Annotated in this window: 24 protein-coding genes and 1 pseudogene; 3 read left to right on the top strand and 22 right to left on the bottom strand. The window is 35.4% G+C overall.

Annotated elements, in window-relative coordinates; translation table 11 throughout:
- Positions 1-40 precede the first annotated feature (40 nt).
- The 5 genes and pseudogenes from KQI71_RS13105 to KQI71_RS11380 all read right to left on the bottom strand — a co-directional run.
- Positions 41-223: pseudogene (locus KQI71_RS13105) on the bottom strand (alpha-amylase family glycosyl hydrolase); the annotation flags it as partial.
- 264 nt (positions 224-487) lie between these two features.
- On the bottom strand, positions 488-1,282 hold the full coding sequence (locus tag KQI71_RS11365; protein WP_216436249.1) for an AIM24 family protein: 795 nt from the start codon (positions 1,280-1,282) through the stop codon (positions 488-490).
- A gap of 312 nt (positions 1,283-1,594) precedes the next feature.
- Positions 1,595-2,149, bottom strand: coding sequence for a helix-turn-helix domain-containing protein (locus KQI71_RS11370; RefSeq protein ID WP_216436250.1), 555 nt, complete (start codon positions 2,147-2,149; stop codon positions 1,595-1,597).
- Entirely contained in the window at positions 2,130-2,528 is a 399-nt protein-coding gene (locus tag KQI71_RS11375; protein ID WP_253288071.1) for a hypothetical protein, read from the bottom strand. The genes KQI71_RS11370 and KQI71_RS11375 overlap by 20 nt, the downstream gene beginning before the upstream one ends.
- On the bottom strand, positions 2,525-2,809 hold the full coding sequence (locus KQI71_RS11380) for a hypothetical protein (RefSeq protein ID WP_216436251.1): 285 nt from the start codon (positions 2,807-2,809) through the stop codon (positions 2,525-2,527). The genes KQI71_RS11375 and KQI71_RS11380 overlap by 4 nt, the downstream gene beginning before the upstream one ends.
- A gap of 306 nt (positions 2,810-3,115) precedes the next feature.
- On the opposite strand from KQI71_RS11380, the gene KQI71_RS11385 reads away from it, so the two are divergent.
- On the top strand, positions 3,116-3,808 hold the full coding sequence (locus tag KQI71_RS11385) for an iron-sulfur cluster assembly scaffold protein (RefSeq protein WP_216436252.1): 693 nt from the start codon (positions 3,116-3,118) through the stop codon (positions 3,806-3,808).
- Positions 3,809-3,821: 13 nt separating this feature from the next.
- A complete protein-coding gene (locus KQI71_RS11390) occupies positions 3,822-4,832 on the top strand; it encodes a GGGtGRT protein (protein WP_216436253.1) in 1,011 nt (336 codons plus the stop codon).
- A gap of 335 nt (positions 4,833-5,167) precedes the next feature.
- On the opposite strand, the gene KQI71_RS11395 is transcribed toward KQI71_RS11390, so the two are convergent.
- The 3 genes from KQI71_RS11395 to KQI71_RS11405 all read right to left on the bottom strand — a co-directional run bounded on the left by KQI71_RS11395 (position 5,168) and on the right by KQI71_RS11405 (position 8,386).
- On the bottom strand, positions 5,168-5,938 hold the full coding sequence (locus tag KQI71_RS11395; RefSeq protein ID WP_216436254.1) for an alpha/beta fold hydrolase: 771 nt from the start codon (positions 5,936-5,938) through the stop codon (positions 5,168-5,170).
- Positions 5,919-7,625: a bifunctional lysylphosphatidylglycerol flippase/synthetase MprF gene (locus KQI71_RS11400; protein WP_253288073.1), complete on the bottom strand. Its 1,707-nt coding sequence runs from the start codon at positions 7,623-7,625 to the stop codon at positions 5,919-5,921. Before KQI71_RS11400 ends, KQI71_RS11395 begins: the two co-directional genes overlap by 20 nt.
- A gap of 89 nt (positions 7,626-7,714) precedes the next feature.
- Positions 7,715-8,386, bottom strand: coding sequence for an HAD family hydrolase (locus tag KQI71_RS11405; protein WP_216436256.1), 672 nt, complete (start codon positions 8,384-8,386; stop codon positions 7,715-7,717).
- Positions 8,387-8,510: 124 nt separating this feature from the next.
- Here KQI71_RS11405 and KQI71_RS11410 point away from each other — a divergent pair, with 124 nt between their 5' ends.
- A complete protein-coding gene (locus KQI71_RS11410) occupies positions 8,511-9,413 on the top strand; it encodes a helix-turn-helix domain-containing protein (RefSeq protein WP_216436257.1) in 903 nt (300 codons plus the stop codon).
- A 13-nt stretch (positions 9,414-9,426) separates the two neighbouring features.
- On the opposite strand, the gene KQI71_RS11415 is transcribed toward KQI71_RS11410, so the two are convergent.
- The 14 genes from KQI71_RS11415 to KQI71_RS11480 all read right to left on the bottom strand — a co-directional run bounded on the left by KQI71_RS11415 (position 9,427) and on the right by KQI71_RS11480 (position 22,100).
- Complete coding sequence (locus KQI71_RS11415; protein ID WP_216436258.1) at positions 9,427-10,362, bottom strand: AEC family transporter; 936 nt, start codon at positions 10,360-10,362, stop codon at positions 9,427-9,429.
- Between the two features lie 137 nt (positions 10,363-10,499).
- The gene (gene spoIVB / locus KQI71_RS11420; protein WP_216436259.1) at positions 10,500-11,720 is read right to left on the bottom strand and encodes a SpoIVB peptidase; all 1,221 of its coding nucleotides are present in this window, start codon (positions 11,718-11,720) and stop codon (positions 10,500-10,502) included.
- 78 nt (positions 11,721-11,798) lie between these two features.
- A complete protein-coding gene (gene recN, locus KQI71_RS11425; protein ID WP_216436260.1) occupies positions 11,799-13,481 on the bottom strand; it encodes a DNA repair protein RecN in 1,683 nt (560 codons plus the stop codon).
- A 15-nt stretch (positions 13,482-13,496) separates the two neighbouring features.
- Positions 13,497-13,955 (bottom strand): arginine repressor, encoded by a 459-nt coding sequence (gene argR / locus KQI71_RS11430; protein ID WP_216436261.1) that lies wholly within the window; start codon positions 13,953-13,955, stop codon positions 13,497-13,499.
- The gene (locus tag KQI71_RS11435) at positions 13,942-14,697 is read right to left on the bottom strand and encodes an NAD(+)/NADH kinase (RefSeq protein WP_253288075.1); all 756 of its coding nucleotides are present in this window, start codon (positions 14,695-14,697) and stop codon (positions 13,942-13,944) included. The genes argR and KQI71_RS11435 overlap by 14 nt, the downstream gene beginning before the upstream one ends.
- Positions 14,698-14,803: 106 nt before the next feature.
- Positions 14,804-15,625 (bottom strand): TlyA family RNA methyltransferase, encoded by an 822-nt coding sequence (locus KQI71_RS11440; protein ID WP_216436263.1) that lies wholly within the window; start codon positions 15,623-15,625, stop codon positions 14,804-14,806.
- Positions 15,626-17,500, bottom strand: coding sequence for a 1-deoxy-D-xylulose-5-phosphate synthase (dxs, locus tag KQI71_RS11445; RefSeq protein WP_216436264.1), 1,875 nt, complete (start codon positions 17,498-17,500; stop codon positions 15,626-15,628). It lies immediately after the preceding gene.
- A gap of 31 nt (positions 17,501-17,531) precedes the next feature.
- Complete coding sequence (locus KQI71_RS11450; protein ID WP_216436265.1) at positions 17,532-18,428, bottom strand: polyprenyl synthetase family protein; 897 nt, start codon at positions 18,426-18,428, stop codon at positions 17,532-17,534.
- The gene (gene xseB / locus KQI71_RS11455) at positions 18,418-18,627 is read right to left on the bottom strand and encodes an exodeoxyribonuclease VII small subunit (protein WP_216436266.1); all 210 of its coding nucleotides are present in this window, start codon (positions 18,625-18,627) and stop codon (positions 18,418-18,420) included. Before xseB ends, KQI71_RS11450 begins: the two co-directional genes overlap by 11 nt.
- A 162-nt stretch (positions 18,628-18,789) precedes the next feature.
- Complete coding sequence (gene xseA, locus KQI71_RS11460; RefSeq protein ID WP_216436267.1) at positions 18,790-20,010, bottom strand: exodeoxyribonuclease VII large subunit; 1,221 nt, start codon at positions 20,008-20,010, stop codon at positions 18,790-18,792.
- Positions 20,000-20,413: a transcription antitermination factor NusB gene (gene nusB / locus KQI71_RS11465; protein ID WP_216436268.1), complete on the bottom strand. Its 414-nt coding sequence runs from the start codon at positions 20,411-20,413 to the stop codon at positions 20,000-20,002. Before nusB ends, xseA begins: the two co-directional genes overlap by 11 nt.
- Positions 20,414-20,526: 113 nt before the next feature.
- Complete coding sequence (locus KQI71_RS11470; protein WP_216436269.1) at positions 20,527-20,901, bottom strand: Asp23/Gls24 family envelope stress response protein; 375 nt, start codon at positions 20,899-20,901, stop codon at positions 20,527-20,529.
- Positions 20,902-20,991: 90 nt separating this feature from the next.
- Positions 20,992-21,561: a SpoIIIAH-like family protein gene (locus tag KQI71_RS11475; protein ID WP_216436270.1), complete on the bottom strand. Its 570-nt coding sequence runs from the start codon at positions 21,559-21,561 to the stop codon at positions 20,992-20,994.
- Entirely contained in the window at positions 21,558-22,100 is a 543-nt protein-coding gene (locus KQI71_RS11480; RefSeq protein ID WP_216436271.1) for a stage III sporulation protein AG, read from the bottom strand. Before KQI71_RS11480 ends, KQI71_RS11475 begins: the two co-directional genes overlap by 4 nt.
- Positions 22,101-22,104: the final 4 nt, after the last annotated feature.

Genomic DNA, 22,104 nt, shown 5'->3' on the forward strand with positions numbered 1-22,104 from the left:
TTCATCAGCTCCTATTTCTTTCCGTCTTTATAATCTACCTTCAGATTCGGAATCCTTTAACACCCTTTTCCTTCCAGAAGCGAATGACTTTTTTAAGTTCTTCTCTTACTTTTGAATTTTCCCAGTTTAAATCTGCCTGTGTAACATCATATAAACAAAGGTACCATTTTTTTAAAGATGGAACATATTTCCATGCCGGTCCTCCAAATTTAGACTCCCAGTTTGTTGGAAGTTTGTCTTCTGCTCCATCTTTAAAAACGTAATAGTCCTGATATTCTTTATCACCACTTAATTAAATAAGTATGTCTCAGTTTAAAAACTTAAGCAGAATTTTTAATGCATCAAAAATCCGTCAAAAGCGGTATACAGATTTTTAGTAAATAAACATTAAATCAAAGTGTTACAAAAATGCCTGAACACAACAAATATTATAAATCATAAAAAAGAAAACACCGGCCAATCAATAATGACCGATGTTTTCTTTCTTTTAAATTTCATGCATATTAGCACACTTCATAGCATCTGATCCAACTGGTGCTAAAAGTACTTTCCCAGTTCCACGATAAACGTTAACAAGTCCTTCTCCACTTGCCGCTGAACCAAGTAAAGACTTTCCAGAACGTTCTACTGAAAAATCAAGACTTCCGCTCCATAAAATTGCAAAATTTCCATCTACTTTCAGAACATCATTTCTAAGCTCAACTTCAACAAGTTCTTCCCTCGGACATTCTGATTCCAAACAAACAACACCTTCTCCTTGGATTCCAAGATTAAACAGCCCTTCTCCACCAGCTACAGCAGATGAGAAATTTGTTCTAGCTACTGTTTTATGTTTTAATCTGGCATCACAGGCAAGGAACAATCCATCATCTAATACAACGGAATTTCCCCATTCTGAAAGATCTAATAAAAGAATATGCTTATATGTTGGTTCCAGTACTAATGTTCCATCTCCTTTATACTCTGGCTTAATTGCAGATTCTCCTGTTACTTTTCCTCTCATTGCTTTCGATAAAAGATCTCCGGCTCCTTTAATTCCGGTTGTCGCATTCACATCACCAGCCATCCACTGCATAGCACCTGCTTGCAATGTAATATTACCTTTGGAAAGATCACATACAACCTGTCTTTTTCTTATATTCATCTCTTGACAAAAATAAGCAAGCTGAGCATTAAATGGAGCCACACTTAAATCTCTTTGATACTCAATAACCTGAAAAGGCCCCATTTCATCAATCACTTTAATATCATCATTATCATAAAAATTTCTAATTTGATACATAAAATCCTACCTCCAATATTCATTTTTATGTTTATGCGCTGATCCGAAAAATTTAAAATAACACCGGATACTTTTATTATAAAAAAATACTATAAACTTGTAAACACCTCTCATACTGTTTAGTAACTTCTATCGGTAAATTACCCATCCCATGCAGTACAGTAGTTCTTATGAAACAGTACTCTGCTTAACATTGATAAAAATAAAAGAAGAAAAACAAGTTTCTCAACGAGTTTTCCTTCTGTTTCTGACTGAACCCAGGGGCAAGCCTCTAGGTTTTCGCCCTTGTGTTTTATAACTAAGAGTCTACTATTAACGATAATCCACAAAAAAGCACATAAAGCTTGCTCTTTTATCTGTCTGATTTCTATAGATATGTGTTTGATCTGTTTCAAATCTATAAACCTGTTTTTTATTAACTTGTTGTATATTCCCATGACATTCCACAGTGATCTCTCCCTCCGAGACAGCAAGATATTCTCTTGTTTTTTCTCCATGGCTTCCACTTATATATTCTCCACCCGGTTCTATATCAATGCGATAGATTTCCACCTGATGATTATCTTCATACGGAAAACAGGTCCATACTTTATACTTGCCTGAAATCTCTTTTGTAGGAATCATCTCTTCTGGCGTGACCAAACAAGATTCCATGGGTGGAGCTTCGATCAATTCTTGGAATTCAATTCGAAGACCACTGATAATCTTTCCAAGAACACCAAGTGATGGGTTTGCTTTTCCTTTTTCAATCTGTGCCAGCATACTCTTACTGACTCCTGTCTGTTCTGCTACAACATCAAGACTCATTCCTTTAGAAGTTCTAATCCTTTTCAGATTGACTGCAACATTATGAGATAAATAATCCATTCTTTTCTCCCTGCGCTTCGATATATAGAAAAATCTTTTGCAATAATGCGTCACATTTTTCTATAACTATGTTTATCTGTTCCGGTGTAATTCCATCAATGTGGATCCCACAAGAACATACGACAATACCATTTGTTTTCTTTGCAGTTTCCTCTGCAATCCACTTAGCAATCTGATCATCTTTATGCCCTGTCACAGTAAGAATCGATGATGATACACCAATACCATTTCCTATAAGACTCGGCCGGGCAATCGACATAACAACTGCGCCAACATGTGGAGTATCTCCTCCATATATAGCAATCGTATAATCTTTTCCCATTTGTATCATATCACAATTTAAATCATACTGATCAAATAATACTTCCTGAATTATCATTGTACTTCATCTAAAAAAGCAGGATGCGAATCTCTAATTTCCTTTAATTCCTGCTCAATTGGCTGAATTCTATCCTTATAATACTCACAAGATGCCTGACAGTAATCTCTTTCCAAAAGAATAATTCCCTGACAGTCTACATGCGGAAGATTAAAACCATTTGGAATATTTGCTATTTCAGGGCACATTGTTTTTAGCAATTCTTCTCTGCGATTTTTTAAATCCATCCACCGCTTTTTCAACGGTCTGTCATAATTAGTTTGATTTTCTGCTGTGTCCATACTAAAATCCTCCTTACACATTATTTTATTATAACGTATAAGAAAAAAAAAGACTTTTCTTAAACAAAAAGAAATTATTATTTTTTTATTAATTTTTCAGATTATTATTTTAAATTTTTGTTTAAAACCGATTTTTTTCTAAATTTTTGCAAAAAAATAATTTATTCGATCAAAATCTGCTTTTTATCAAACATACTTACAAATTCTTTGCAAAAGTTAACGAAGATATTAAGAATATTTGTTGTTTTATTTTTAACAATGTGCTAAAATGAAGGTGTTATTTTTAATACTGAAAGGAGTTTCAACATGATTTATTCACATGAAGTAGAACAAATGTGTACAGTAGCTCAGGGTGTAAACCATGGAGCTGCGCCAATTCCTGAAGAAGCAAAATGGGTAAAAGCAAAAGATGTCACAGACATTTCAGGATTAACACATGGTATTGGTTGGTGTGCACCTCAGCAGGGAGGATGTAAATTAACTCTTAACGTTAAAGAAGGGATTATTCAGGAAGCATTAGTAGAAACCATCGGATGTTCAGGAATGACACATTCCGCTGCTATGGCATCTGAAATCTTACCAGGAAGAACAATCTTAGAAGCATTAAATACAGACTTAGTTTGTGATGCTATTAATACAGCAATGAGAGAATTATTCTTACAAATCGTATATGGAAGAACTCAGAGTGCTTTCTCTGAAGAAGGGCTTCCAATCGGTGCTGGTCTTGAAGATTTAGGTAAAGGATTAAGATCTCAGGTTGGTACAATGTACGGAACACTCAAAAAAGGTCCTCGTTATCTTGAAATGGCTGAAGGATATGTTACAGGTATCGCTCTCGACGCTGATGATGAAATTATCGGATACCAGTTTGTTAACTTTGGTAGAATGATGGACTTCATCAAAGCCGGAGACGACGCTCAGACTGCACTGGACAAGGCCAAAGGTCAATACGGACGCGTTGATGACGCTGTTAAAATTGTTGACCCAAGAAAGGAATAGGAGGTAACGAATAATGGCTTTATTTGAATCATATGAAAGAAGAGAAAAACAGATTCTTGCTGTTTTAAAAGAGTATGGAATCAATTCTATCGAAGAAGCTGCTGAAGTTACAAAAGCTGCAGGATTAGACGTTTATGCTCAGGTTGAAGCAATTCAGCCAATTTGCTTCGAAAATGCAAAATGGGCTTACACAGTAGGTGCTGCCATCGCAATCAAAAAGGGTTGCAAGAGAGCTGCAGATGCTGCTGCTGCTATTGGTGAAGGACTTCAGGCATTCTGTATTCCTGGATCTGTTGCAGACCAGCGTAAAGTAGGTCTTGGACATGGTAACTTAGGAAAAATGCTTCTGGAAGAAGAAACAGAATGTTTCGCATTCTTAGCAGGACATGAATCTTTCGCTGCTGCTGAAGGTGCGATCGGAATCGCTGAAAAAGCAAACAAAGTTCGTCAGAAACCTTTAAGAGTTATCTTAAATGGTTTAGGAAAAGATGCTGCACAGATCATTTCCAGAATCAATGGATTTACATATGTTGAAACTGAAATGGATTACTACACAGGTGAAGTAAAAGAAGTCTTCAGAAAATCTTATTCTGAAGGATTAAGAGCTAAGGTTAACTGCTATGGTGCAAACGATGTACGCGAAGGTGTTGCAATCATGCACAAAGAAGGTGTAGATGTTTCTATCACAGGTAACTCTACAAACCCAACTCGTTTCCAGCACCCAGTTGCAGGTACATACAAAAAAGAATGTATTGAACAGGGTAAAAAATACTTCTCTGTAGCTTCCGGTGGTGGTACAGGACGTACACTTCATCCAGATAACATGGCTGCAGGACCAGCTTCTTATGGTATGACAGATACTATGGGACGTATGCATAGTGATGCACAGTTTGCTGGATCTTCTTCTGTACCAGCCCATGTAGAAATGATGGGATTAATCGGAATGGGTAACAACCCAATGGTAGGAGCTACTGTTGCAGTTGCAGTATCCATTGAAGAAGCTGCAAAAGCAGGTAAATTCTAAAGAACCGCAAAAATACGTGTTTTTTGTTCATGTAGAGAGTCAATAAAATTGACTCTCTTTTTTAATTCTACAAACAAAAAAGGTCATGATCTCATCCACGGACTTCTCCGTTTCTTGATCATAACCTCCGGTTTTCCAGTCAGTTATTTTTATATTTCATACTTTTCATACTTGCTTTATATGTTTTATGTCTATGTGTCGTATTATGCCATGTGAAGACATAAGTGTCAACTGATTTTTACAGAAAAGAATATTGCTTTTCCCAATAACCAGTTATAAAAAAATAAAAAAGGAAACAAACATTCTAAATTTTTAACGTCTGTTTCCTTTTTCTATCAATCAGCAACATTAAGAAATTTCCAAATACAAGGCAAATATTCTTGTTTTCTACGATAAAAAGAAAGATGTGTCGCTCCTTGCATCCGAATTACATGGCTGTTTTTCAAATTTTTTGCAATCCAATGAATATGTTCTTTTTTTATGATATCCCATGTCCCTGTAAAAATTAATACCGGACATTTAACACATCTTAACTGATTTTGTGTCAAATTCGGTGAATCAAGCAAAAGATTCATATATAATTGTTGTTTTTGTATTTCTTTTTCTGCTTTTGCATGATGTTTAACGAATCGATGAATTCCGCCAAGCAAATCATGATTAAACTTTGCCCAGATACGTATCGGAAGAACCAATCCTTTGGGATTTGCATTTGGACTAACTGCGATAACTCCTTTTGTCCTTTGTGGATAAGATGCAGCAAATTGCAAAGCTGTATTGGCACCATCACTGAATCCAAGAAAAACTGCCTGATGAATTCCTATAACGTCCATCAAAACTTTCACATCTTCTGCCATATCCTGCGCTGTTGTTTTTTTCTTTAATGCAGACATTTTGATAGTAGAACGTCCATGTGCCCGGCTGTCCATTAAAATTACTCTGCAGTGTTTTTCCAGTTCTTTTCCATATTCCTTCAATACCGAAAGATTTTCTCCATTTCCGTGAAGTAGAATTATCGGAATTCCTTTCCCATAACTCTCATAATAAATTATTCCATCTGGTATTTTAATAAAACCATTTTGTTCTAATTTATCCTTTGTTTGCTCCATATTTTTTGCCATCTCTTTTCCAGTTTTTCATAAACGATTTTACATAATCCATCATTCCTTGTGGATTTTGAATTCGAACAATCGCATAAAACATATCTGGTGTTGGAATCGATGGAAGGTATACATAATAAGATGGCACCCATTCATTCGGACTATATTTTTTCTTTGCTCGATGAAGATCACGGAATCCATAGCATTCATTCAAATGATTATATACAAAGCAAAGCAATCGTTCTACTGGATTGGAACTTTTTTCATCCAGTCCAGCTAATGGTGCTACACCTAAACTTCCATACTTTACACCTTCACTCTTAAAGACCTGAAAAGCCTCATAATTAATATATTCCATCACACCACCCGGTGCATCATTTCCATGCCTTGTGACATCTGCCATATATCCATTTAACCCCATAAACGGTACATATACAATAAAAGCAACAATCTTTCCCTGGACATTTTTTGCATAGAAATATCGTTTATCCATCGGATTTTCAAGTCCTACAGAACCTAACACAAATTGAAGCAAAGAACCCTTTTTCCCTTCCAACCATTCTTTGGAGATCCGATCAAATTCTTGTTCTATCTGAGGGTCTCGTTTTGTTTTAATATGATATTCTTCTACTGTAACACCTGCTTTTTTCGCATGGTTAATATTCATGCGCATTTTTTGTCCTTTTTTACCACTAATTTCATATTCATCTAAACAAAAACGTGCCTCTTCCCCACATTTCACATAACCAAAACCTTGCTTTTTGTATTCTTCAAGAAAATGATCCGTTGCATTCAAAATAAATAATTTATGTGCACTCCTCTTACAAAAATTCTTTAATTCTGATAAAAGCTGAGGAAAATCTTCATCCGCACAAACTGGATCTCCATTAACAACAATAGTATCATTGACTACCCCATATGGGATAACACCATCTACTTTTTCTCCAAAAAATAACATTTTATCTTCTTCTAATGTAAGATACGCTGCTGGATTTTGACTATAAAGATTTAATAAGGTTCGCGCATGTTGTACATCGGATGCTTTTCTTTGTTTTTGTGCAAGCCACGGTCGTACTGCATAAAGTACTGCTGCAAAAATGCAAGCCCAACTAAAGAAAAATACAAGACTTTCAAAATAATGAATCCCACGTCCTCCTGGAAGCAACACTCGCATTCCAAAAATCATTCCCATACCATTTTTCAAACTTTCAAAAAAAGATACTGGTTGATTGATCAAACCAATTCTCATATAATGATAACTAAGTCCTGCATTGATAAGCACCCCAATAAAAGAAAGTAAGAAAAATAAAATTGCTTTCTTTTTGGAGGTTTTGGAAGAAGGACAACAAAAATCTTTTCTAAAAAAGAGAAAAGAAAGGAAAAAGAACGCACTTCCTACTGCAATTCCAATCCGAATTCCATATCGATATCCTATCATTCCACGTATCATATTGATCATAAGAATTATAATAACAATGCTCCATGCCGTATGCTTTCGCTTCATCAATTGTCCGCAAAGGATTAGCATAATAAAGGAAAATGCACGCTCCACCGTTCTTCCCATCTCTACATAGGTTTGAATTTTATTCAGCCATACGCTATATGGAAAAAAGCTAATGATAAAGATCGCTGCAGATAATAATGCTAACAAAAGAATTATTATATTTTCGAGTTGCGTTTGTCGTTCTTGATTCATCATTAACACCTCTTCTGCTTTAGAACTTTTTGTCATGTACATCATAGCACAAACAATTGGTCCGTCAAGTCAGAATTTGGTGCTTTTCCCTATTCTTTTATAATTTTTAAAACTTCTTTTTGATCTGTATAATCACAGATAATATCTGTTGCGCCTGAATTTTTTAAGCTTTCTTGTCTACTCATGGATGCAACTCCTACAATTCTTTTTGCTTGTGCTCTTTTGGCAGCTTCAATTCCTGAAACGGAATCTTCAAAAATAATACAATCATGAATATCTTTCTCCAATACTTTTGCTGCATTTAAAAATAAATCTGGTGCAGGTTTGCCTGCAACTTTTCCATCATTATAAATCACTTGATGAATATCAAACCAACGATCTAAATGAAGATATTGAAAGAAAAATTGAACATTCTTCCAGCCAGATGCCGTAGCAATTGTCATCGGCATCTTAAATTCTTTCAATTTATCCAGCAATTCTTCAAGTCCTGGTGCAAGATGAAAGTCTTTACTTGCCAGACAAAGTTTTCTGTAAACGACTTCTTTTTCCTCGGCCATCTGTTCTATATCTTCTTTTGAAAGCGGATATCCCAAAAAATATTCAAACGTTTCCGATGCGTTTCTTCCATGAATATATGTCTGAAATTCTTCATCCGTAATTGCTCGATTTATTTTCTTTTCCATAAACTCTTTCCATGAGATTTCCTGGAATTTTTCATCAAAAAACATAGTTCCATTAAAATCAAATATTATTGCCGTCATCTTATCTCTCCTTTTCTCCCGTTAATCTTCTTTGATTTTATTTTAATTTTATAAATCATTTGATGCTTTATTAAAAGCGATGTATACTATAATAAAAACGACAAATCAAAAAAAGGAACGGTTTATGATTCAAAGCAAAAATAATATAAAAACAGATTCTAAAGGAAAAGAATTAAAAGAATATAACCAACTTTTTAACTTTATTGCTAATGAGGCAGATGTCCATCAATATCTTACAGACTGTATTTCTCCACATTGGCATAAAGAACTTGAAATCTTTATTTTACTAGAAGGACATGTAAAAATTGGCATCGAAGATCAACGTTATACACTTTCTTCTGGAGAAGGATGTTTTATTAATTCCAATATTCTCCATTCCTTTTCCTGTGAAAATTCCAAACCCTGTTTATTCCGCTCATTTATTTTTGACTCCAATATCGTTGGCGGAACTCCAGGCAGTATTTTTGATATTTCCTATGTCCGCCCAATTTTAAAAAATGCACCAGCTTTCTATCCTTTTTATAAAACAACACAGGACGATTCACCATTTTTTTCATTATTTCATCAGGCATTTTATGCTTGTAAGAAGGAATATTGCGGATATGAATTAGATATCCGATATGCATTATCAAAAATGTTATTTCTTATTTGCAGAAAATTTTCCGCTCAAAAGACCTCTTTGCACTTTTCTGATACACAAGAAAAGCGCATCAAACAAATGCTAACATGGATCGATACGCATCTACGAGAACCTATATCTGTTTTTGATATTGCAGAAAGTGCTAATATTTGCACAAGGGAATGCCAACGAATTTTTAAACGTTACCTGCACTACAGCCCAATGTCCTATGTAAAAAAGAAACGTATCTTATATGCAGCAGATCAACTTTCAAAAACAGATCTTCCTATTACAGACATTGCTATGGAATGTGGATTTGCAAGCCCAAGCCATTTTTCTAAACAATTTCACGAAATCATTGGCAGTACACCAAGAGACTATCGAAACACCGTCCGAACAAAAGAATAATATTTTCTTTTATTTATGCAAAAATCCACTGAAAGATTCCAATAAAAACTGGCATTGTAATGATCGACAAAATCGTTGATAAGACATAGACCTCTCCTGCTTGTGCTACATGTTTATCATAAAGCTGAGCAAGTGATGTTAGTGTTGCACAAGTTGGTGTAATTGCTGCCAGATATACAATCATCAAGAGAGATTTTCCATTACTAACCCATCCTGACGCTCCTATCACTCTTAAAACAATAAGTGTAATAACTGGTAATATGACCAAACGTAAAAGAACCGATAGATAATTGCGTGCTGTACAAAATAATTTTTTCAAAGAGCTATCTGCAATGACCATACCTGCCAACATCATACCAATTGGTCCAATCATAGATCCTGTTGTATTTAATGTACTATCAATGACATCCGGAAGAGAAACATGAAGTAAAAATAAAACAGCTCCGACAATGATTGCAATCAGGTTATTATTTTTTATAATTTGTTTTAATGCAAACTGTCTTTTTCCGCTAATTAAACTTGTGCCATGCGTCCAAATCAATACAAGTTGTATAACAAGGAACGCACAAGAATAAACAACATATTCCGAACCAAGCAAAGCTTTAACAAGCGGAATAACAAGAATTCCTGCATTGCTGTAAATAATACTTGTTTGTTCAATTGCATTCATACGAAATATTTTTGCAAAAATCTGATTACATAAAAGAAAAATAATATGTACAATAACAGATAGGATGACAGCGTAAATCAATCCTTTCTGAACCCGGCTAGTTGCATGGATTTGAAAAGAATGAATAATGACACACGGCATCACAAGGTAAACCATAACGACAGATAGGATCTTGCTGTCTGACGATTTTAATAAACCACATTTAACGATAGCCATTCCCATTAACATAATAAAAAATAATTCTATAATCTGTTTTAATAAGATCAAACTTATTTCCACTTATCTCACTCTCTTTCTTTATTCTCAATTTTGTATTCATTGTACACCCTTCTTTCAAAAAGTGCAAAAAATTCCAAAAAGACAGAAGACATTTTCTTTCCTGTTTCTATCTTTTTGGAAGAATACACAAAAATATTTTATTCTTTTTCCATTTGCTGAAGCATCGTTTCTGCGAGAATCGCATATCCTCTAGAAGGTTGGTTTACAAAAACATGAGTAATTGCCCCAATAAATTTGCCATTTTGTATGATTGGTGTTCCTGACATTCCTTGAACAATCCCATTGGTGAGTTTTAATAATCTTTTATCTGTAATTTCAATTTCCATTCCTTTTGTGCTTTCGGTATGATCAGAATTAACTTTCCGTATTTGAATTTCATATGATTTCATTTCACCGCTAATATCCGACAAGATCATTGCTTTTGTGTTTTTTATATCTTGTCGATATCCAATCTCACATTCTTTTTCGTTAGAAGCATTTGTTATACCAAAAATCCCGACATTACTATTTTTTTCAATCGTCCCAAGTAAATTTTCTTCCTTATAGTAAATACTTCCTACAATTTCTCCAGGAGTACCTGATTTTCCTTTTGCAACCGAATCAATTCTGGCATTCATTAGGTATCCTCCACGAATTTCCATTAGCTGTCCAGTATCCATATCGCAGATTCCATGTCCAAGTCCTCCAAAAGCATTTCCTCTTGTATAAGTAATCGTTCCAATTCCCTGTGTATTATCTCGCACCCAAACGCCAATTTTATACTGATGATCTGTAGCTGATAATTCCGGTTTAACTTTTACTGATATTTTCTTTGATTTTCGCTTTACTGCCAGTAATACCTCTTCTCCTTTACTTTCATTGATCATTTTCATAAAATCCGCCTTCGATGGAATAGCATTTCCATTGACAGATAAAATATAATCTCCTTTTTGAAGTTTCTGCCCGGCAGGTGCATGATTTGCCCCGTCAATTCCAGTAAAGGTATCCGTTTCTAATACTAAAAGTCCATTCGTTTCTACATAAATACCAACCACTTTTCCACTTGGAACTACTTTTTGTTTTTTTACTACCGTTACCTTCATGTTCTTTAGTGGAATTTTCCCGAACAATTTTAATTTCATCTCATATTGTCCGGTTTGTTTCTCTTCAATAATAAACGGCTGGTTTAAACGGATGGTTTGTTTATGAATTGTCGCCGTCACTGGTACATCATATTGCAGGCATGTTTTTTCGCCTTGATTGATGTGAATGGAAGATGGAACCTGATCTTTACAATATCGTACATATAAAAAACCAAATGCCAAAATTTGAAAAAACAATATAACCAATAGAACTCTTCGATAATAGACTTTTCGCATAGTTTACCTCCTAAAAAAAGGACGTATCTTCTTTTGTGATACATCCTTCTTATTATGTGCCTATTCATCGAAATAAACTCAGTATAATTTTGCGTCATTTGCTAAAGATTTCATTTCTTTTGCATTCTCTATCGAAGTTTCTGTTCTTTCATTTCCACTAATCATTCTGGAAATTTCTTCCAATGACTCTTGTTCCTTAAGCTCTCTTATTTGTGTAGTCGTTTTTTGATCTTTTGTCTGTTTTTCAATCGAATAATGAGCATCTGCCATAGCTGCAATCTGTGGAAGATGAGTGATGGCTATGACTTGATGCTTTCTGGAAATCCATGCCATTTTTTTTGCCACACGATTTGCCGTTTCACCACTAATCCCAGTATCAATCTCATCAAAAATCAAGGATCCCACATGATCAACATCAGCAAGAACCGATTTTAAAGCCAACATAATACGAGAAAGCTCCCCTCCCGATGCTACATCTTGAATTGGCCGAATCGGAAGCCCTGGATTCGTAGAAATCATAAAACAAACACGATCTTCTCCATCTGGTGTCATTTGTTTCTCTTTTGCTATGTCGATTTTAAATACAACAGAAAGAAAATTTAAATCCTCTAAAGCCTTTGTAATTTGTTTCTCCAGTTTCACTGCAATTTTCTTTCTCGATACTGAAAGACTACAAGCTACTTTCCTATATTCTCCTTCTATAAATTTTTGTTCTTCTTCTAAATGTTTTGCCTCATTTTCAGCATTTTTTAAGACATCCAGCCGCTGCTTCGATTCTTCCTGATAGGAAATGATTTTTTCTATTGTATTCCCATATTTTCCTTTTAATCCATTGATAAGGTTAAGCCGTTCTTCTATTTCCGTAAACATCTGTGGATTAAATTCTATTTCTTCCATATAATTTGAAATTTCCTGATGCAAACTTCCAAGAAGATCTTCTATCTCAAGCAATTGATCATAAAATTCTTGAACCGTCGAATCGAGATGACTGACTTCCTGAAGCCTATGCATACTTTCTGTCAGCTGATTTCCTATCGCCGTATCCTCCTCATATCCAGTAAGTCTATCTACAATACTACAAGATGCTGCAATCTCCTTGCTGTGAAGCATTTTACGATAATCTTTTTCCAGCTGTTCATCTTCTCCCAATCGAAGAGCAGCTTCTTTAATTTCATGAATCTCATGTTCTAAAAATCCAATTTCTCTTAAACGTTGCCTATCATCCATCATAAGAGAATCTATTTTGACTCCAATGTCTCTATAACGACGTTCATATAAACGGCATTGTTTTAAAAGTTCCTGGTCTTGTTCTGACAGAAAATGATCTAACATTTTCAGATGATTTTTCTCCTTTAATAGCGTTTGATGCTCCTGCTGCCCATGAAGATCAAACAGTCGGCTGGACACTTCTCTTAACGTGTGAAGAGTTACCATACAATCATTAATCTTATTAACACTTCTTTTTTCGGTAATAACACGACGAATAAAAACCTGTCCTTCCTCCACCGTAAGATCAAACTGCTCAATTTCTTTGATCACATTCGGATCATCGATCCAAAACAATAATTCAATAACCGCTTCTTTAGCTCCCGGACGAATCATATCTTTCGATACTTTTTTTCCAAGAGCACTTTCAATAGATCCAATCAAAATAGATTTTCCAGCCCCTGTTTCTCCTGTCAGAATATTTAAATGTTCATGAAATGTAATTTCTACTTCATCAATCAACGCAAGATTTTTCACATGTAAGTTTTGTAGCATAAATTCCTCCGCTGTCTATTTTTCTATATTTTTTATCAACTGTTTGATTTCTGCAATGGCTGTTTTTCCAACACTACGGTCCTTCATAACACACATAATTGTGTCATCTCCTGCGATAGTACCAACCATTCCAGTAATTTCAATTGCATCCAGTGCTGCTGCAGAAGCCATAGCCATTCCAGAAATCGTCTTAATGACCAACATATTTTCTGCTAACTCCATCGAAAGAATTGCTTCCGACAAAATTCTCTGGTATTTTTTCCCAGCCTTATTTTCTCGATCCAAAAGACTATACGTCTGCTTTCCATCCGATGTTGGAACTTTCGTAAGCTCTAGTTCTCTAATATCTCTGGAAATTGTTGCCTGAGTTGTTTGAAATCCCAATTTATGAAGTCTTGAAAGCAACTCTTCTTGTGTTTCAATGGGATATTTTTGAATCAGCTCAATGATCGCTTCCTGTCTATTTTTCTTCATATTTTCCACCAACCTTGATTCTCAGTGTCTTATAAAAGCTATCACCATTCACTTTAATAACTTTCGCAAATTTTGATGAATTTTTAATTTTTAAAATATCTCCAGGCTGAAGTTTTTGCGCAACTTGACCATCAAAAGTAATATAGGCTTCCTCCAGCTGATTATCACGAACTGGTTCAATTCGAATTTCAATTTCATCTTCTGCAGAAAGCACCATACTTTTTGCCTGCATAGAATGTGGACAAATCGGTGTTACCAAAATAACATTAGCCTTTGGATTTACAATTGGTCCTCCAGCGGAAAGATTATAACCAGTTGAACCCGTTGGCGTTGAAACGATAACGCCATCTGCGGCATAATCATCTAAAAACTTCCCATTAACTAAAATTTTAAAAGAAATGATTCTTGAAAATCCACTCCTTGTAATAACAATATCATTTAAAGCATTCAAATGATATGTGCCTTTTTTATTATGGAATACCCTTCCATCTAGCATCATTCGTTCTTCTATATGGAATTGATCATTTAAAAGACAATCAAGGCCCTCAAAGAGTTTTGGAATTTCAATTTCTGTTAAAAATCCAAGAGTTCCAAGATTCACTCCTACCATTGGAATATCATATGGAACAACCAATCTGGCAGCATGAAGCATACTCCCATCTCCACCAAGAACAATGACACATTCCGTATCTTTTGTAATACATCCAATATTTTCTTGAATATCTCTTGTAAAATCACACATTCGGTAACTGGTTCCTCCTGATTTCTCTATATACTCTTGTATATGTTTTGAAATCTTTAGTCCTGGATCCTTTTTTTTATTCGTTAAAATTAGAAAATTTTTCATATTATTCCTTTGTATTCTTTGCTAAGTCCTGATGTGAGTCATTGACAACTTTTGGAATTTCCTGTTCCAGATCATGGTCATTTTCCATCTGCTGTGTTTTCTGCATGTGTAAAAGATATTCAATATTTCCTTCCGGTCCCTTAATTGGAGAATAATCCAGATGTAACAATTTAAAACCATTGGAAGCAGCAAAATCACAAATTTTTAGAATTACTTCTTCATGAACCTTATGATCTCTTACAACGCCTTTTTTCCCCACCTTTTCTCTTCCTGCCTCAAACTGTGGTTTAATTAGAGCAACAACTTCTCCTCCATCCACAAGAATTCGATAAACCGCTGGAAGAATTTTTGTCAATGAAATAAAAGAAACATCAATTGACACAAACTGTGCCGGTTCTTCAATATCTTCTTCTGTTACATAACGCATATTGGTCCGTTCCATACAAACCACTCTTTCATCATTACGCAACTTCCAGTCTAACTGACCATGCCCAACATCTACGGAATATACTTTTACTGCTCCATTTTGCAGCATACAGTCTGTAAAACCTCCAGTAGAAGCCCCAACATCCATACAAACTTTTCCTTTTAAAGAAAGCCCAAAATTTTTCATTGCCTTTTCTAGCTTCAAACCACCACGGCTAACATATGGAAGTGTCTTTCCTTTTACAATAATTTCTTGTTTTTCGTCAAAAGTAGATCCAGCTTTGTCTTCTCTTTGTCCATCCACAAAGACAATGCCAGACATAATGATTGCTTTTGCTTTTTCTCTGGAAGCTGCCAATCCTTTTTCTACTAGTAATATATCTAATCGTTTTTTCAATTATTTTTCCTCCATCCACTTTTGTACAGACCGTGCAATATTCTCTCCATCGATCTTGAGCATCTTTCGAAGTTCAGGGATCGATCCATGTTCTACAAACTGATCTTCGATTCCGATATTTCTTATTTTCCCACGATATCCTTTTGAATACAGATACTGCATAACCATAGAACCAAAACCGCCATTTAAGATTCCTTCTTCTACTGTTACAATGCATGAATATTTTTTTGCCAGTCGATCTAATAATTTGTCATCTAACGGTTTTACGAAGCGTGGATTCACTAATCCTGCATCATAACCTTTTTCTTTTAACATCTGAATGGCTTTTACTGACTCTGAAAGCATATTTCCAACACTTAAAAGTACAACATCTTTTCCTTCTTTTAATACTTGTCCTTTTCCAAAAGAAATTTCTTCAAAAGACTCCTCATAGAGACTTTCTGCAGTTCCTCTAGAATATTTAATTGCTGTTGGTCCTTTCGCATGATGTAAAGCAAATAGAAGCATCTCTCTTAATTCTTTTCCATTCACCGGTGCCATCACCGTCACATTTGGAATCATAGATAAATACGGAATATCAAAAATTCCCTGATGCGTCTCTCCATCCGCTCCAACTAAACCAGAACGATCTAAACCAAAAATCACTGGATAATTTCCAATTGCTACATCATGTAAAACCTGATCAAAACCTCTTTGTAAAAAAGTAGAATACACAGCAAAAACGGGTTTTAATCCGTTAGCTGCCATCCCAGCACAAAAAGTTACTGCATGCTCTTCTGCAATTCCAACATCATAAAAGCGCTCTGGATATACCTCACCAAATTTCTGAAGCCCCGTTCCATCTGGCATTGCAGCTGTAACTGCCATGATCTTTGGATCATCCGTCGCTGCCTGCAGCAAAGTCTCAGAAAAGATTTTTGTATTCGATGGGCGATTACTTTTACCAATCACTTCACCATTTTTCAAAGAAAAAGGACCAATTCCATGAAATTTTGCCGGATTCTTTTCTGCCGGAATATAACCTTTTCCTTTTTTTGTAACAACATGAATAATGATTGGCTCCTGTAATTGTTTGGCACGTTTTAAAATACTTACCATATTAGGAATATCATGCCCATCAATCGGGCCAACATAGGTAAGTCCCATATCCTCAAACATCATCCCTGGTACAAACAACTGTTTAATTGAATCCTTAGATTTTTTTAAAACACGGATCAATCCATCTCCAATACCCGGAATTTTTGACAAAGACTGTTCCACATTTCCCTTAAATTCCACATATTCTTTTTGCGTTCTTACTCTATTTAAATATGCAGACATTCCACCAACGTTTTCCGCAATTGACATTTTATTATCGTTGAGAATGATGATCAAATTTTTTCTTTCCTGTCTTAAACGACTCATGTTATTTAAGGCTTCAAATGCCATACCGCCAGACAAAGCTCCATCCCCAATGACTGCAACAATTGTCTCATCCGTTTTATTAATATCTCTGGCTGCTGCCATTCCAAGAGCTGTGGAAAGTGACATGGAACTATGTCCGCTATGGAAAGCATCACAGTCACTTTCTTTCCGTTTTGGGAATCCACTCATTCCATGAAATTGTCTTAAATTTTTAAACCCCTCTTTTCTTCCAGTTAAAATCTTGTGAACATAAGACTGATGTCCCACATCAAAAATCAAACGATCTTTTGGAAAATCCATCACAAGATGCAATGCCATCGTAAGTTCCACAATTCCAAGATTCGAGGCTAAATGTCCACCCGTCTTGCTAACATTTTGCAATAAAAATCGTCGGATATCTTTAGCCAAAATTCTATAGTCTTCTGGCCTGATGTTTTTAATATCATTTGGCTGATTGATCTTCTCTAACATACTTATAAACTCCTCTCAAACCTGATTATTTCTAACATGTTCGATGTATCAGAAATTTTGTCAGGTTTGTCAGATATCCATTTTCTTTATCGTACTGTTTTAGTATCTCAATTGCTTTCATAGAAATAGCTGCAACATCTTCTTTCGATTGTTCAAGTCCCTTTAATGTTACATAAGTCACTTTATGATTCTTCTCATCACTTCCTACTGGCTTGCCAATCGTCTTTTCATCACCAATCAAGTCAAGAATATCATCCTGGATTTGGAAGGCAAGTCCAATATATTCTCCACATTGTTCCATCTGATGAATATCTTCTTTTGTGGCTCCTGCTAAAATTGCACCGATCATCATACATGCCTCAATCATTGCAGATGTTTTATGTTTATGGATGAAAAGAATTTGTTCCATTGTAAGTGGTTGTCCCTCTAGTTCCACATCTGCGACCTGTCCACCGATCATTCCATAAATTCCAGGTTTCTGTGCCAGTACTTTCATCGCTTCAACGGTACGATGAAAATTTTCTTCTCCCTGTGCCATATCAAATGCTTTTGCCGCAACTTCATATGCATAGTTAAGAAGTGCATCTCCCGCTAGGATCGCCATGTCTTCTCCATAAACAATATGACAAGTTTTTTGTCCTCTTCGATAATCATCATTGTCCAGCGCTGGAAGATCATCATGAATCAACGAATACGTATGAATCATCTCTATTGCAGCCATAAAAGGCTCAACGATTTTATTTGTTCCGCCAAACATATGATATACTTCTTGCATCAGCATTGGACGCAGTCTCTTTCCACCGGCTTTTACCGTGGTATTCATCGCTGTCAGAACTGTCTTCTGAAGCCCTTCCGGTTCTGGAAGATATTGATCTAGAATCTGTTCGATCTGACTGGTTTTTTCTTTCATTTCATCTTTAAAATTCATATTCTTCCCCATTTTCATCCAAAATTATCAATTCTTTTTCTACTTTATCTAAAGAATCTTTGCATTTTTTCACTACTTCAACACCCTCTGTGTATAACTTTACTGCGTCAGAAAGTCTAATATCATCACTTTCCAGTTTTTCAAGAATCTGATCTAATTTATCAAATCCTTGATCAATCTGAAATTCTTTTTTTGTCATCTATAAGTCTCCTTCGCTTCTATATTAAACCTAGTATAATAATACTTTAAATGCTGTTTTTTTTCAAGGAGACAAAACACTCATGCATTTTAAGAGTTTCATTTTCTCTTTTTCTTTTTAATAATGAAAGAAAAAGAGAGAACACCAGGTTCTCTCCCCTCTTTAAGGTTCAAAATTTCTTTTCGTTCTCAAATTTTGAATCACTGCATCCATAACCCCATCGGAAATTGTAATGGAAATCTTGTCTCCTTTTTTTACCTTTTCAACACTTGTCAGTGGTCTCCCATGGGACTCTTCCAAATATCCAAATCCATTGATTAATTTTGCCGTTGGCGATAATCCATCCAGTTTCTCAACATATAATTCTAGCTGATGATGATATGTCATCATCAACCGCTTCATTCGCTCAGATAACTGTTTTTGTGTATCGGAAAGACGCATTTTCTTTTCCTGTAGATCCATCTTTGGATCTTTTTGATGAATTCTTAACTGATATCGCTGAAGTCTCAACTGATAACGTTTTAAAATTTGTCTTAATAATACATGCAATGTATAAGAACGATTTTCAATTCCTTCGATAATTTCCTTGATATCCGGAACTGCCAGTTCGCTAGCCGCTGTCGGTGTCGCAGCCCTTACATCCGCTGCATAATCAGCGATGGTCGTATCAATCTCGTGTCCGGTTCCTGAAATCACAGGTGTCTGTGCCGCATCAATGGCTCTTGCAACAATTTCTTCATTAAAAGCCCATAAATCTTCTATCGATCCACCACCACGTCCGATAATGATAATATCCACTCCATAAGCATCCAACATCTGAATTCCACGAACAATGGTCTGTGCAGCACCATCTCCCTGCACTTTTGCAGGATATAAAATTAACTGGACAAACGGATTTCTCCTTTTTGCAGTACTGACAATATCATGGATTGCTGCTCCAGTTCTTGCCGTAACAATTCCTATTTTTTTTGGATTTTTCGGAATTCCTTTTTTCTTTTCGTGGTCAAACAACCCTTCTTCGTACAATTTCTGTTTTAACTGTTCATAGGCAATATAAAGTTCTCCGATCCCATCTAAACGGATCTCATCAGCATAAAGCTGATAGCTTCCATTTCTTTCGTAAACACTAATATTGCCACTGACAATCACTTCCTGTCCATCTTCCATCTCAAACATCAGACCTTTTTGTCTGGCATTTGCAAACATCACACAAGACATCTGTCCTTCCTCATCTTTCAAAGAAAAATAAATATGCCCAGAAGAGTGATATTTACAGTTTGACACCTGCCCTTTGATAGAAATTTTACGAAGTGCATAATCACTTTGAAACATCCGTTTAATATAAGAATTTATCTGTGTTACAGAAAAAACTTTATTTCTCATCCTCATCGGTTCCAATCTTACTTAAAATACCATTAATAAACGGCGCTGCCTTTTCATTACAGTATTTCTTTGCAAGTTCTACTGCTTCATTGATGGCAACTTTTCTTGGTACTTTTTCATCAAATAAAATTTCATATACTGCGACTCTTAAAATAGAAAGTTCCGCTTTTCCAAGTCTAGTTAGATTCCATGCTTTTGTGTGAGCTTCGATCTGCTCATCAATTTGATCAAGATGTTCGATTAAATCCGTCACTTTCTCAAAAATTTCTTTTTTTTGTTTTGTTCTGATTTTTTCATGTCCTTGGAAATATAATTCCACCTGATCTTTAAATTCGTCTTTTTCACAAAACTCCACACAAAATAAAATTCTGAAAATATGTTCTCTTACTTCACTTCTTGTCATTTGATTTCCTTTCTACGATACAAAGACGGAACTTTTAAGTTCCGTCCGCTTTTATTCTTCAGGCACAGAGATAAAATTTATGCCTTGCTTTTCTATTGAACGATTACCCTCCGTTATTCTTCCTCGAGTGCAACACCTGCAACGCGTACATTGACTTCATGAACTTTCAATCCAGTCATATTTTCAATCGCTGATTTTACACGATCCTGAACTTTAGAAGACACTTCCGGAATACTGATCCCATATTCAAGCTCCAATGCAAGGTCTACTGTAACATAATCCTTTTCTACATTTACTCTGACCCCTTTGGATAATTTATTCATTCCAAGCTTGCTGACCAGTTCATTTGTAATATTTCCACACATTCTGGCAACACCGCTTACTTCGGTTGCAGCCAGGCCCGCAATAATTGCAATCACATCATCTGCAATCTTGACTTCTCCAAGCAATCCCTTTTCCTTTATCTTATAACTACTTTTATTTTCCATAAAAAGCCTCCTGTACTTCTGCAATCTTCTATTGATAATTATACCAAATCAACAGATGCTTTACCACTATTATTTACGACTACACAAAGATTAATCCTGTGTTTTAATCGACGTGATCACAATATCATCTAATTTACACCCTGTTTTTCTTATCACAATATCCTCAATCTGACTTCTTTCTACTTTTGATAAATCTTTTTTATTAACAAGTACATCGACTTTTTGATTCGTGATTGTTACAATAGAATTCAAAAATCCTTTCGCTCCAAGAAGGTTCTCTGCAGCAGTTTCCATTTCCATTTGCTCGGAAAGAGAAGAAAGTTTATCAATTGCATCTTGTTTGACACTATCTTTCACTGTTTTATCCTTAATCACTTCTTCTAATGTATCTTTTGCCTTACTATGCGTTTGTTCCCGCTCAAGTTTTGCCTTTGCCACATAATTACTCACCTGTGCATTGGTAAGAACTGCCTCACCTACATCTGTAATGTCATCTTTTACCTGACCAGCTGTTTCTTTCGCTGTATTTGCTACCGTTTTTGTCTTTGTTTTCGAAGATGATTTATTATATTTTCCACTATAATTTACATATCCGGCAACTGCAATGATCACGGCCAGGGTCGTAATAATCATCTGATTCTTCTTAAAGATTTTTTTCATTTCAAATCCTCCATTTTTAAGACTTTTACTTTGTAGGATGAAATATGAAATAAAACAGAAACCGCCTCTACGATATTTCTGCTAACAACATCATTTCCACCTCCCTGTGCAACTACAACAACACCTTCCACCTCCGGTTCTATTTTTTTTATCACATAAGGAACCTTTTTCCCATCTTCCTCCACTAAAATAGTCTCTTCCCCCTCTTTTACTGTTTTTTCTTTTTCATTCGTACTTTCTTCATAAGGACTGTCTTTATTTATGACAGATTCCGTAGAGGATTTCACAGTAATCATCACCTTTACTTTACCGACACCTTCCACCTGTTTTAATGCTCGAACTAGTCGTTGTTCTTGTTTTTTCACATAAACGTCCGTTGAATCTTCCTGACTTATCGTTGTTTCTTTCTGCTTTTTCTGCGTTTTGGATGCAGATGGAAAACTAAAAAGAATCAAAAAAATTCCAAGAGCCAACATTAGTATGATTTTCTTGATTCCGATTGTTTCAATGATATTTTTCAGTTTGTCTCTTTCTATCATAACT

Origin of the sequence: Anaerostipes sp. MSJ-23, assembly GCF_018918155.1 — a bacterium.
Lineage (GTDB): Bacteria > Bacillota > Clostridia > Lachnospirales > Lachnospiraceae > Anaerostipes.

Bases quoted from the DNA above. Each gene is read 5' to 3' on its own strand.
- KQI71_RS11365 (WP_216436249.1), bottom strand. From the start codon at position 1,282: ATGTATCAAATTAGAAATTTTTATGATAATGATGATATTAAAGTGATT.
- KQI71_RS11370 (WP_216436250.1), bottom strand. From the start codon at position 2,149: ATGGATTATTTATCTCATAATGTTGCAGTCAATCTGAAAAGGATTAGA.
- KQI71_RS11375 (WP_253288071.1), bottom strand. From the start codon at position 2,528: ATGATAATTCAGGAAGTATTATTTGATCAGTATGATTTAAATTGTGAT.
- KQI71_RS11380 (WP_216436251.1), bottom strand. From the start codon at position 2,809: ATGGACACAGCAGAAAATCAAACTAATTATGACAGACCGTTGAAAAAG.
- KQI71_RS11385 (WP_216436252.1), top strand. From the start codon at position 3,116: ATGATTTATTCACATGAAGTAGAACAAATGTGTACAGTAGCTCAGGGT.
- KQI71_RS11390 (WP_216436253.1), top strand. From the start codon at position 3,822: ATGGCTTTATTTGAATCATATGAAAGAAGAGAAAAACAGATTCTTGCT.
- KQI71_RS11395 (WP_216436254.1), bottom strand. From the start codon at position 5,938: ATGGAGCAAACAAAGGATAAATTAGAACAAAATGGTTTTATTAAAATA.
- KQI71_RS11400 (WP_253288073.1), bottom strand. From the start codon at position 7,625: ATGAATCAAGAACGACAAACGCAACTCGAAAATATAATAATTCTTTTG.
- KQI71_RS11405 (WP_216436256.1), bottom strand. From the start codon at position 8,386: ATGACGGCAATAATATTTGATTTTAATGGAACTATGTTTTTTGATGAA.
- KQI71_RS11410 (WP_216436257.1), top strand. From the start codon at position 8,511: ATGATTCAAAGCAAAAATAATATAAAAACAGATTCTAAAGGAAAAGAA.
- spoIVB (WP_216436259.1), bottom strand. From the start codon at position 11,720: ATGCGAAAAGTCTATTATCGAAGAGTTCTATTGGTTATATTGTTTTTT.
- recN (WP_216436260.1), bottom strand. From the start codon at position 13,481: ATGCTACAAAACTTACATGTGAAAAATCTTGCGTTGATTGATGAAGTA.
- argR (WP_216436261.1), bottom strand. From the start codon at position 13,955: ATGAAGAAAAATAGACAGGAAGCGATCATTGAGCTGATTCAAAAATAT.
- KQI71_RS11435 (WP_253288075.1), bottom strand. From the start codon at position 14,697: ATGTGTGATTTTACAAGAGATATTCAAGAAAATATTGGATGTATTACA.
- dxs (WP_216436264.1), bottom strand. From the start codon at position 17,500: ATGTTAGAGAAGATCAATCAGCCAAATGATATTAAAAACATCAGGCCA.
- KQI71_RS11450 (WP_216436265.1), bottom strand. From the start codon at position 18,428: ATGAATTTTAAAGATGAAATGAAAGAAAAAACCAGTCAGATCGAACAG.
- xseB (WP_216436266.1), bottom strand. From the start codon at position 18,627: ATGACAAAAAAAGAATTTCAGATTGATCAAGGATTTGATAAATTAGAT.
- xseA (WP_216436267.1), bottom strand. From the start codon at position 20,010: ATGAGAAATAAAGTTTTTTCTGTAACACAGATAAATTCTTATATTAAA.
- nusB (WP_216436268.1), bottom strand. From the start codon at position 20,413: ATGACAAGAAGTGAAGTAAGAGAACATATTTTCAGAATTTTATTTTGT.
- KQI71_RS11470 (WP_216436269.1), bottom strand. From the start codon at position 20,901: ATGGAAAATAAAAGTAGTTATAAGATAAAGGAAAAGGGATTGCTTGGA.
- KQI71_RS11475 (WP_216436270.1), bottom strand. From the start codon at position 21,561: ATGAAAAAAATCTTTAAGAAGAATCAGATGATTATTACGACCCTGGCC.
- KQI71_RS11480 (WP_216436271.1), bottom strand. From the start codon at position 22,100: ATGATAGAAAGAGACAAACTGAAAAATATCATTGAAACAATCGGAATC.